Source organism: Longimicrobium sp. (assembly GCF_036399935.1).
GTDB lineage: Bacteria > Gemmatimonadota > Gemmatimonadetes > Longimicrobiales > Longimicrobiaceae > Longimicrobium.
In genome coordinates, this window is sequence record NZ_DASWMD010000035.1 from 63,281 (window position 1) to 74,884 (window position 11,604).

Annotated in this window: 8 protein-coding genes; 7 read left to right on the top strand and 1 reads right to left on the bottom strand. The window is 71.1% G+C overall.

From position 1 onward, the window contains the following. The first annotated feature begins 43 nt into the window (after positions 1 to 43). The 7 genes from VGB24_RS11810 to VGB24_RS11840 all read left to right on the top strand — a co-directional run bounded on the left by VGB24_RS11810 (position 44) and on the right by VGB24_RS11840 (position 10,105). A complete protein-coding gene (locus VGB24_RS11810) occupies positions 44 to 997 on the top strand; it encodes a nucleotidyltransferase domain-containing protein (RefSeq protein ID WP_331073148.1) in 954 nt (317 codons plus the stop codon). After that, positions 979 to 1,749 carry a nucleotidyltransferase domain-containing protein gene (locus VGB24_RS11815; RefSeq protein ID WP_331073149.1) on the top strand — a complete coding sequence of 257 codons (771 nt, stop codon included), beginning with the start codon at positions 979 to 981 and terminating at the stop codon, positions 1,747 to 1,749. The genes VGB24_RS11810 and VGB24_RS11815 overlap by 19 nt, the downstream gene beginning before the upstream one ends. Positions 1,750 to 1,862: 113 nt before the next feature. Beyond that, on the top strand, positions 1,863 to 4,484 hold the full coding sequence (locus VGB24_RS11820) for a polynucleotide kinase-phosphatase (RefSeq protein ID WP_331073150.1): 2,622 nt from the start codon (positions 1,863 to 1,865) through the stop codon (positions 4,482 to 4,484). 86 nt (positions 4,485 to 4,570) lie between these two features. After that, positions 4,571 to 5,092, top strand: a complete 522-nt coding sequence (locus VGB24_RS11825; protein WP_331073151.1) for a hypothetical protein — start codon at positions 4,571 to 4,573, stop codon at positions 5,090 to 5,092. A 179-nt stretch (positions 5,093 to 5,271) separates the two neighbouring features. Next, complete coding sequence (locus VGB24_RS11830; RefSeq protein ID WP_331073152.1) at positions 5,272 to 5,790, top strand: SixA phosphatase family protein; 519 nt, start codon at positions 5,272 to 5,274, stop codon at positions 5,788 to 5,790. Further along, positions 5,787 to 7,181: a CHAD domain-containing protein gene (locus VGB24_RS11835; RefSeq protein ID WP_331073153.1), complete on the top strand. Its 1,395-nt coding sequence runs from the start codon at positions 5,787 to 5,789 to the stop codon at positions 7,179 to 7,181. The genes VGB24_RS11830 and VGB24_RS11835 overlap by 4 nt, the downstream gene beginning before the upstream one ends. A 95-nt stretch (positions 7,182 to 7,276) precedes the next feature. Beyond that, positions 7,277 to 10,105 carry an insulinase family protein gene (locus tag VGB24_RS11840; RefSeq protein WP_331073154.1) on the top strand — a complete coding sequence of 943 codons (2,829 nt, stop codon included), beginning with the start codon at positions 7,277 to 7,279 and terminating at the stop codon, positions 10,103 to 10,105. A gap of 130 nt (positions 10,106 to 10,235) precedes the next feature. Here VGB24_RS11840 and cax read toward each other — a convergent pair whose 3' ends face one another. Continuing rightward, on the bottom strand, positions 10,236 to 11,393 hold the full coding sequence (cax, locus tag VGB24_RS11845; RefSeq protein WP_331073155.1) for a calcium/proton exchanger: 1,158 nt from the start codon (positions 11,391 to 11,393) through the stop codon (positions 10,236 to 10,238). Positions 11,394 to 11,604 lie beyond the last annotated feature (211 nt).

An 11,604-nucleotide genomic window follows, 5' to 3' on the forward strand; every position in this document is an offset into this window, starting at 1 on the left:
GGAGGGATCGGCGCGCCCGCATTGCGAACGAGAGCGAGGAAGCATGAGCAGCGGGCCGAACTTGATCCTTCCCGTGGGCACGCAGGTGGTGGTGCGGCGGGAGGTGGCGACCGGGGCGGGGCGGGTGATCTGCCCGCCAGGCGCGGTGGGCCAGATCGTGAGCGCGCCCGTGGACGGGATGCACGCGTACCGCGTCCGCCTGCCGGACGGCGGCGAGGTGTCGCTGAAGCGGCAGGAGCTCACCATCCGCAAGCACCACCAGGCCGGCGACATCGGCGGGGGGCAGGCGCCGGGCGCCCACGACCTGTACCAGCACGTGATCTACCGGCGCGTGGTCGGTTCCCGCGCATACGGGCTGGACGGGGAGGCGTCGGACGTGGACCGGCGGGGCGTGTACCTGCCCCCGGCACACCTTCACTGGTCGCTGTACGGCGTGCCGGAACAGCTGGAAAACCAGGCGGAGGAAGAGGTCTACTGGGAGTTGGGCAAGTTCATCGTCCTGGCGCTCAAGGCCAATCCCAACATCCTGGAGTGCCTGTACACGCCGCTGGTGGACGAAGTGGCCCCGGCCGCGCGCGAGCTGATCGGGGAGCGGCACCGGTTCCTGTCCCGGATGGTCTACCAGACCTACAACGGCTACGTGCTGTCGCAGTTCAAGAAGCTGGAAACGGACTTCCGCACCACCGGCGCGCCGAAGTGGAAGCACGCCATGCACCTGGTGCGGCTGCTGATCAGCGGCATCACCGTTCTGCGCGAGGGGCACGTGCCCGTGCGCGTGGAGCGGTACCGCGAGCGGCTGCTTTCCATCCGGCGCGGCGAGGTGCCGTGGGACGAAGTGAACGAATGGCGGCTGGCGCTGCACCGCGACTTCGACGCGGCGTACGCGTCGTCACGGCTGCCCGAGCGCCCCGACTACGCGTGGGCGAACGACTACCTGGTCCGCGCACGGAAGAGCGCGGTGTTGAAAGAGGTGAACCCATGCGCGACCCCCGGCTGATCGCCGAGGTGAACGATCACCCGTACCCGCTGCTGTTCGCCACGGTGAGCGGCGCGCACCTGTACGGGTTTCCCTCGGCGGACTCCGACTACGACCTTCGCGGCGCCCACCTGCTGCCGCTGGACCGGCTGGTGGGGCTGGCCGCGGGCGAAGAGACCGTCTCGGTTTCGCACGTCCGCGGCGGCGCGGAGCTGGACTTGGTGACGCACGAGGCCCGCAAGTTCCTGGGGCTGCTGCTGCGCAACAACGGCTACGTGCTGGAGCAGCTGTACTCGCCGCTGGTGGTTCACACCACGTCGTGGCACCAGGAGCTGAAGCAGGTTGCGCGCGGCTGCGTCACCCGCCGCTGCGTGCGCCACTACGCCGGCTTCGCGGCCAGCCAGTGGCGGCTGTTCGAGGGCGAGCAGCCCCGCCGCGCAAAGCCGCTGCTGTACGTGCTGCGCGTGCTGCTTACGGGCATTCGCCTGATGAAGACGGGGCGGGTGAACGCCTCGCTGCCAGAGTGCAACGAGGAGATCGGCCTGCCGTACGTCGGCGAGCTGATCGCGCGCAAGACGAGCGGGCCCGAGCAGTCGGTGCTGGCGGACGCCGACGCGGACTTCTTCCGCGCCGAGTACCTGCGGCTGCACCAAATGCTGATCGATGCGTCCGAGCGCAGCCGGCTCCCCGACGAGCCGTCGGACGCGACCCGCGCGGCGCTGCACGACCTGCTCGTGCGCATCCGCCTGGGCACGCAAGCCATCGCCGCCTGAATCTAGGCGGACGCGACTCACTTTCTCCCCCTCTCCGCACGCAGTTCGTGCGGGGAGGAGGCCGGCGGGAGGGGCACCCCACGCGATCGACGAGAAAGAACGTGATAGAAGAAATGACCGAGTCCACCGAATGCACCGAATCCACCGGCACCGCGGCCGGCGAGTCCGCGTCCAGGCCGCCTGCGACCGCTACACTTCGAATCCCCAACCTGTCGCTGGTGGTGCTGGTGGGCGCGTCCGGGTGCGGCAAGAGCACCTTCGCGCGGAAGCACTTCCGGCCGACCGAAATCCTGTCGTCGGACTTCTTTCGCGCGATGGTGGCGGACGACGAGATGGACCAGTCGGCCACGCCAGACGCCTTCGAGGCCCTTCACTTCGTCGCCCGCAAGCGGCTCAAGGCGGCGCGCCTGACCGTGGTGGACGCGACGAACACCCAGGCCGCGGCCCGCAAGCCGCTGGTGGCGCTCGCGCGCGAGACGCACGTCATTCCCGTGGCCATCGTGCTGAACGTTCACGAGCGCGTGTGCCACGCCCGCAACGAGGCGCGAACGGACCGCCAGGTGCCGCCGCACGCCATCGGCAGCCAGGTGGCGCAGCTCCGCAAGTCACTGCGCGAGCTGAGGCGCGAGGGCTTCCGCCACGTGTTCGTGCTGGACGCGGCCCAGGCGGACGCGGTGGAATCCATCATTCGCGAGCCCCTGTGGAACGACCGGCGCCACGAGACCGGGCCCTTCGACATCATCGGCGACGTGCACGGCTGTGGCGACGAGATGGACGAGCTGCTGGACGCGCTGGGATATGCGGCCGGCGAGGACGGGGTGCGCCGCCACGCGGAGGGGCGCAAGGCGGTGTTCGTGGGCGACCTGGTGGACCGCGGGCCGCGCATCGTCCACGTGCTGCGAACGGTGATGGCGATGGTGCAAGCGGGCTCCGCGCTGGCGGTGCCCGGCAACCACGACGCCAAGCTGGTGCGGGCCGTGCGCGGAAAGCAGGTGCAGGTGAAGCACGGGCTTGACCGGTCCCTGGCGGAGCTGGAGGCGGAGACGCCGGAGTTCCGGGGCGAGGTGGCCACCTTCCTGGACGGGCTGGTGAGCCACCACGTGCTGGACGGCGGCAACCTGGTCGTGGCGCACGCCGGGATGAAGGAAGAGCTGCAGGGGCGCGGCTCCGGCACGGTGCGCGCGTTCGCCATGTACGGCGAGACGACGGGCGAGACGGACGAGTTCGGCTTGCCGGTGCGCTACGACTGGGCGGCGGAGTACCGGGGGCGCGCGGCCGTGGTGTACGGCCACACGCCCGTTCCCCAGGCGGAGTGGCTGAACCGCACCGTGAACGTCGACACCGGCTGCGTGTTCGGCGGCAAGCTCACCGCCCTGCGCTGGCCGGAGCGCGAGCTGGTGTCCGTTCCCGCGCGCCAGGTGTACGCCGAGCCGGCGCGGCCCTTCCTTCCCGTGGCGGATGAAGGGTCGCTGACGGCGCAGCAGCGCGAGGACGAGCTGCTGGACCTGGCGGACGTCACGGGCAAGCGCATCGTGCAGACGCGGCTTCACCGCGCGGTGACCATCCGCGAGGAGAACGCGGCGGCGGCGCTGGAGGTGATGAGCCGTTTCGCCGCCGACCCGCGCTGGCTGGTGTACCTGCCGCCCACGATGTCGCCGTCCGAAACCAGCCGCGCGCCCGGGCTGCTGGAGCACCCGGCCGAGGCGTTCGCGTACTACCGGCACGTGGGCGTGCCGCGCGTGATCTGCCAGGAAAAGCACATGGGCTCGCGCGCGGTGATGGTGGTCTGCCGCGACGCCGAGGCGGCGCGCCGGCGCTTCGGCGTGGCGGACGGCGCCATCGGCATCGTCTATACGCGAACGGGCCGCCGGTTCTTCGACGACGCGTCGACCGAGGGAGAGCTGCTGGGCATCGTCGCCGGCGCGATGGGCGCGGCCGGGCTGTGGGATGAGCTGTCGACGGACTGGGCCGTGCTGGACTGCGAGCTGATGCCGTGGTCGGCCAAGGCGCAGGAGCTCATCCGCGGGCAGTACGCCTCTGTCGGTGCCGCGGCCCGCGGCTCCCTTTCCGCCGCGGACGAGGCGCTGAGCCGGGCGGCGGAGCGGGATGCGCCGGTAGGCGAAATCCGGGCGCGCATCGCCGAGCGGAGGCAGTCGGCCGAGGCGTACGCCCGGGTCTACGGCGCGTACTGCTGGCCGGTGCAGTCGGTGGACGACCTTCGCCTGGCACCCTTCCACCTGCTGGCCACGGAGGGCGCGGTGCACGCCGACCGCGACCACCTGTGGCACATGCAGATGATCGGGCGGCTGCGCGACGCGGCGGGGCGGGTGCTGTACGCCACCGCGTATCGCGTGGTGGACGTCACCGATGCCGGGAGCCAGGCCGAGGCCGTCGCCTGGTGGGAGGAGGTGACCGGCGGCGGCGGCGAGGGGATGGTGGTGAAGCCGCTGGACTTCATCGCCCGTGGCCGAAAGGGGTTGGTGCAGCCGGCGGTGAAGTGCCGGGGCCGCGAGTACCTGCGCCTGATCTACGGGCCGGAGTACACCCTGCCCGAAAACCTGGAGCGCCTGCGCCAGCGCGGGCTGGGGGCCAAGCGGTCGCTCGCCCTGCGCGAGTTCGCGCTGGGCATCGAGGGGCTGGAGCGGTTCGCGGCCGGCGAGCCGCTGCGCCGGGTGCACGAGTGTGTGTTCGGCGTGCTGGCGCTGGAATCGGAGCCGGTGGACCCGCGGCTCTGACGCACGGGGCGGAGGATCGAAGTCACGGACCGGGTGGGATGCGCGTTGTTCCGTGCATCCCACCCGAGCGAAATCTGGAGACGAACATGACCTTTCGAACGATGCCCCTGGCCGTCCGCCGTGCACTGGCGCTCTGCGGCGCCCTGCTCCTGGCCGCGTGCGATCCCGGCCAGGCCACCTCGCCCGAGGCCGTGGTGGGAAGCTGGCGGACGGTGCAACAGCAGGGGAGCGGATTGCAGTCGCTGCGCACGGAGCAGTGGCTGGACCTGCTCGCGGACGGCACCTACCAGTGGACCACCCAGGTCAGCGGCACGGGCGGGCGGCCGGGAGACGGGCTGATCGAAACGTTCGAGCACTCCGGCTCGTGGAAGATCGCGGGCGGCCGGCTGGGCCTGCGTACGATGACCGGGATGGGCTGGCGCCACGGGCAGGGAGGGTACCAGGCGGACTACGCGGTAGAGTGGAACTACCAGCACCGCATCGAGGTGGAGGGCGACCAGATGAAGCTTCACTACATGACCCGCCCCGAGCAGTCCATCCTCCCGTACACGCTCGTCTTCGAGCGGATGATCGACACCGGCCCCTTCCCCACGGGCAACGCCCGCTGACGGCGCGCAATCGACGCCGGATGATCCTTGGTTGACGCCTCCCCGCAGCTTGGGGAGGCTTTTCGCTTTTGGTGCCCCGGATTCAGCCGCCCACGCCACGGGTTACAAATCTTGCATAACCCTCCGCCCGGGGATCTGCACGACTGACGAGAGACGGGCGACGAAGACGGAGAGGCGTGATGAGACTGCTGGTGATACGCCACGGGCTGGCTGGCGAGCGCGAGGACTGGGCGGCACGGAGCGGAAAGCCCGATGCCGAGCGGCCGATGACGGGTGAGGGGCGGCGGAGGATGCGGCGCGGCGCGCGCGGGCTGCGCCGCATCGTGCCCGACATCGACGTGCTGGCCTCGTCGCCGCTCGTACGGGCCGTGCAGACCGCGGAAATCGTCACCGCGGCGTACGGCGGGTCGCTGGCCATCGAAACGATAGACGAGCTTTCGCCCGAGCGGCGGCCGGACGAGCTGCTGGGCTGGCTGCGCGCGCAGCAGCCGGGGGCCACCGTGGCCGTGGTGGGCCACGAGCCGCACCTGGGCTTCCTGGTGGGCTGGCTGCTGACGGGGCGCAACGACTCGTTCGTCGCCTTCAAGAAGGGCGGGGCCGTGCTGCTGGACTTCGACGATCCCCCGGTGGGCGGTAACGCGGTGCTGGCCTGGGCCATCGCGCCGCGGCAGCTGCGCTGGCTGGGCGAGCGGCGGTGAGCGGGCCCGCGCTGCTGGACCTGGGCGCCCCGCGCGCCGCCCGCTGGCTGGCGCTGCGCTTCCTGGAAGAGGCGCGCACCGGGCGCACGCGCCTGGGCGACGCGGAGGACTCGGAGGCGCTCCACGACTTTCGCGTGGGCCTCCGCCGGCTGCGCAGCACCGTTCGCGCCTACCGCGAGCACCTGGACGATTCCGTCGGCGGCAAGGACCGGCGCCGACTGAAGCGCCTCGCCGCCGCCACGGGTGACAGCCGCGACGGCGAGGTGATGATCGCCTGGATGCGGAAGCACGGCGGCGGCCTTTCCGAGACGGAGGCGCCCGGCGCCGCATGGCTGCTGGACGGGCTGCAGCGCAGGCAGCAGCGGGTGCTCCGGCGGATGCACGACGAGGTGGTCCGCGACTTCGCCCGCGCCTGCGGCCGCCTTTCGCGCCGCCTGTCGTGGTACCCCGCCCACGTCTCGCCCGACGATCCGCGCGAGGCGCCGCCGATGCGCACCGTGCTGGCGGGGCTGGTCGAGACGCACGCGGCCGAGCTGCGGGCGAAGCTGGACGCCGTCCAGGGCGCCGCGCAGCAGGACCTGGCGCACGAGGCGCGGATCGCCGCCAAGCGCCTGCGCTACCTGCTGGAGCCGTTCCGCGACGAGCTGCCCGGCGCGGCCGAGGTCGTCAGGCGCATCAAGGGGATGCAGGACCTGTTCGGCGACATGCACGATGCCCACGTGGCCGGCGGCATCATCGCCGAGGCGCGGGAGGAGTCCGCGGCGGTGGCTCCGCCCCCCGATCCGCTCCCCGGGCTGGACGCCCTCGCCGGCATCGCGCAGGCGGAAACGGAGCGGCTGTTCCGCGAGGCGCAGGGCGCGTGGCTGGGCGGCCATGCGGACGAGTTCTTCGCCGCCGTCGGCCAGGTGCTCGCCGAGTTGCGGGGCGGGGGAGAGAACCGCGAGATCGAGCGGAAGTACCTGCTCCGCCGTATGCCCCCGCTCCCGGACGGCGCCATCCGCACCGACATCGCCCAGGGCTACCTGCCCGGCGAGCGCCTGAACGAGCGCGTGCGCCGGGTGCGGCGCGGCGGCGAGGTGCGGTACTATCGCACCATCAAGACGGGGAGCGGCCTCAGCCGGATGGAGCTGGAGGAAGAAACCACGGAGCGCATCTTCCGCCACCTGTGGCGGCTGACGAAGGGCGCCCGCATCCGCAAGCTGCGCTTTCGCGTGGCGGAGGGTGGCCTGACCTGGGAGATCGACCGGTTTCGCGGCCGGCGGCTGGTGCTGGCAGAGGTGGAGCTGCCGTCGGAAGACGCCGACGCGCCCATTCCCGAGTGGCTGGCGCCCTGTGTGGAGCGCGAGGTCACGGGTGAGAAGGAGTACGTGAACCTCAACCTGGCGGGGTGACCGGCCCGCGGAAGGACGGAACCCGCGGCGGTGGCAGGCATACCACCGAACGCGGGTTTTCCGCATGCGTCGCCGCCGCACCCCGATCCATCCAGATGCGCATCTTCCGAATCGCCCCGATGGTCCTGGCGTTGGCCGCCTGCTCCCCGCCGCGCGCGCCCGCGCCGGCCGCTTCGCCGCGTCCCGCGGCCAGCATCCCGGAGATCCGGTTCGACCATCGCGGCGACACGCTGGTCATCACCGACACGCTGCCGAACGGGCTGGTCTACTACGTTCGCCACAACGCCGAGCCGCGCGACCGGGCCGAGCTGCGGCTGGTGCTGAACGTGGGGTCGGTGCTGGAAGACGACGACCAGCTGGGGCTGGCGCACTTCCTGGAGCACATGGCCTTCAACGGCACCCGCCGCTTCGCCCGGAACGAGATCATCGACTACCTGGAGCGCGTGGGCATGCGCTTTGGGCCCGACGTGAACGCCACCACGTCGTTCGACGAAACCGTCTACATGCTGCAGCTGCCCACGGACAGCGCGGGCGTGCTGGACACGGGGCTGAGCATCCTGGAGCACTGGGCCACCGGCATCTCGCTGGACTCGGCGGAGATCGAGGCGGAGCGCGGCGTGGTGATCGAGGAGTGGCGCCGCTGGCGGGGCGCGGGCGCGCGCGTGTCGGACCGCCAGTTTCCCTTCCTGTTCGCCGGCTCGCGCTACGCCGAGCGCTCGCCCATCGGCGACCCGGAGATCATCCGCACCTTTCGCCACGAGACGCTGCGCCGCTTCTACCAGCAGTGGTACCGCCCGGAGCTGATGGCGGTGGTCGCCGTGGGGGACTTCGACCCGGCCGAGATGGAGCGCAAGATCCGCGAGGTGTTCGGCGCCATCCCCGCGCTGGGCGGGCCGGCGCGGCCGGAGATCGGGATCCCGTCGCGGGACAGCGCGCGCGTGATCGTCACGGTGGATCCGGAGATCACCAGCACGGCCCTGAGCGTCAACTGGTTCCGCCCGGCGCGCCGGGACTGGTCGCCCCCCGGGTTTCGCGCGGGGCTGGTGGAGTCGATGTTCGTGGGCATGCTGGGCGACCGGCTGAACGACATGAGCCTGCTGCCGGACGCGCCTTTCCTGGACGTGGGCTCGTACCTGGGCGGCTCGCTGCGCCCGGTGGAAACCTTTTCGCTGAGCGCCGCCGTCCCGCAGGGCGGGGTGGAGCGCGGGCTGGCCGCCGTGCTCACCGAGGTGCAGCGCGCGGCGCGCCACGGCTTTACCCCGGCCGAGCTGGAGCGCGAAAAGGCGGAGTTCCTGCGGATGTGGGAGCAGATGTACGCCGAGCGCCACAAGACCACCAGCGGCCAGTACGCCGGCCAGTACGCCGAGCACTTCCTGCGCGGCGGCCTGCTGCGCACGCTGGAAGAAGAGTGGGCCATGCTGAACGCGTTCATGCCCGGCGTCACCGTGCAGGACGCGAACGAGGCGGCCCGCGGCTACGCGGCCATGCGCGACCGCACGGTGCTGGTCACCGCCCCCGAGCACGTAGGCGCGGCGCTGCCCGACGAGCGCAGGCTGGCCGCCATCGCCGACTCGGTCGCGCGCGCGCCCGTGGAGCCCTACCGCGAAACGGCGTCGGACGCGCCGCTCCTGGCCCAGCTGCCGGCGGCGGGAAGCGTGGTGTCGGAAGAGTTCGTCCCGGAGGCGGGCATCACCCGGTGGACGCTGAGCAACGGCGCGCAGGTGGTGCTGAAGCCCACGGACTTCCAGGACGACCAGGTGCTGTTCGCCGCCAGCAGCCCCGGGGGGCTGTCGCTGCTCCCCGACAGCCTGTACCTGCACGGCCGGCTGGCGACCGCGGCGGTGCAGGTGGGCGGCGTGGGCGCGCTGGGGCTGACGGAGCTGCAGCGGCGTCTGGCGGGAAAGGCGGCCAGCGTGGGCACCACCATCGGCGAGCTGTACGAGACGGTGAACGGCTACGCGGCGCCGCGCGACGTGGAAACCATGTTCCAGCTGGTTCACCTGTACTTCACCGCGCCGCGCCGCGACACGGCGGCGTGGGAAGCCTTCCGCCAGCGCGGGCGCGAGATGCTGCGCAACCGGGGCGCCACCCCCGAAAGCGCCTTCGGCGACACGCTGACCGCCGTGCTCACGCAGCGGCACCCGCGCACGCGGCCCTTCACCGCGGCCATGTACGACTCGCTGGACCTGGACCGCGCGATCACCATCTACCGGCAGCGCTATGCGAATGCCGGCGACTTCACCTTCTTCCTGGTGGGCAGCTTTCAGCCGGACGAGGTGCGCCCGTTCGTGGAGCGCTACCTGGCCAGCCTTCCCGCCAGCGGGGTGCGCGAACGCTGGCGCGACCCCGGCATCCGTCCGCCCGCCGGCGTGGTGGAAAAGACGGTGCGCCGCGGGGTGGAGCCCAAGGCGCGGACCACGCTCTACTTCACCGGCCCGGCGCAGTTCTCCCGCGAGGCGCGGTCCGAGATCACCAGCCTGGCGGACGCCCTGGAGATCCGCCTGCGCGAACGGCTGCGCGAGCAGCTGGGCGGAACCTATGGCGTAACGGTGAGCGCCAACGTGTCGCGCGATCCCGTGCCGCAGTACGTGGTGGCGATCGACTTCAACACCGACCCCGACCGGCTGGACGAGCTTACGCGCGTGACGTTCGCCGAGATCGACAGCCTGCGCGCCCGCGGCGTGCCGGCCGACGTGGTGCAGAAGGTTCGCGAGGCGCACCGGCGCAGCAAGGAAACCTCGCTGCGCCAGAACGACGTGTGGCTGACGGCGCTGATGGAGTACCAGCGCCTGGGGTGGGACGTGCGGGGGATCGACGACGCCCCGCTCTCCGCAACGCTCACTCCGGAGCGCATCCGCGCCGCGGCCAGGCTGTACCTGAACCGGCGGCGGTACGTGCGGGTGTCGCTGCTGCCGGAAGGATAGTGCGTGAGTGCGTGAGTGCGTGAGTGCGAAAGTGCAAAAAGTGGAACGGCCCGGGTGCGGTGTGCACCCGGGCCGTTGTTTTTACTTCCGCACTCACGCACTAACGCACTAACGCACTCACGCACTTCCCCTAGTGTCCGCCCCCCGCGGCCGCACCCGCCGCCGCCGCGGTCTCCGGGTCCACGGGCAGGAAGTAGAACGCGATGCCCAGGATGACGTAGACGGCCAGCAGCTGAACGCCCTCCATCCAGTGGCTTTCGCCGTCCATCGAGCAGAAGGCCATGATCCCCACGCACAGCCCCACGGCCAGCACCTCCATGGGCGTGAAGATCAGGTCCATCGGCTGCGGCGCGATGAAGTAGCTCAGGAACACCAGCAACGGCGCCACGAACAGCGCGATCTGGATGGACGAGCCCACGGCGATGTTGATGGCCGCGTCCATCTTGTTCTTGGCCGCCATGATGATGGCCGTGGAGTGCTCGGCCGCGTTGCCGATGATGGCCACCACGATCACGCCCACGAACACCTGACTCCACCCCAGCGCCTCGGCCGTGTGGCTGGCGGCGGCCACCAGGAACTCCGCCATCACCGCCACGCCGATGGTCGCCAGCAACAGCTTGCCGATGGAGCGGCCCATCGGCGGCGGCGCGTGTCCCTCGTGGATCGAGGCTCCCTCACCCGCGTCGCCCATGTACAGGTGGCGGTGCGTCTTGAGGGTGAAGAAGAGGCTGGCGATGTACGTCACCATCAGGACGATGGCGATCTCCAGGCTCAGGTTGCGCTCCGCCGCGGGCGCCGAGTCACCCACCAGCCCGTGGAAGAGCGCCGGCACCACCAGCCCCACGGCGCTCAGCACCAGCAGCGTTCCGCCCAGCCCGGCCGCCGTGCGGTTGAACTTCTGCGTCTCGTACTTCAGCCCGCCCACCAGCGCGCTCAGGCCGAACACCAGCAGCACGTTGCCGATGATGGAGCCGGTGATGGACGCCTTCACCAGGTCGTACAGCCCCGCCCGCAGCGCCACGATGGCGATGATCAGCTCCGCGGCGTTGCCGAAGGTGGCGTTCAGAAGGCCGCCCACCCCCTGGCCCACACGCTCGGCGATCTCTTCCGTGGCGTGCCCCATCTGTCCGGCCAGCGGGATGATGCCCAGGCACGAGACGATGAAGATGGCGATGGGCGGCGAGTGGAGCACCCATTCCATGATCATGGCGATGGGCACGAACACCAGCAGCAGGTTCAGCAGGTTGGCGGCCGAGAACAGGCCGGGCTTTGCGGTCGTCGTGGCCAAGGAAACGTGCTCCGGGCTGGATGGATTTGAACCGGTTCGGCGGCGGGCAAGAGTAAGCCCCCCGGCCGCAACGCGCAACCGAGGGGGGGAAGTGCGGGAGTGCGTTAGTGCGTTAGTGCGTTAAAAGCAAACCGGCCGAGCGCACCCCGCACAGGGGCCGTTCACTTCCGCACTTCCGCACTCACGCACCCACGCACTCACGCACTCACGC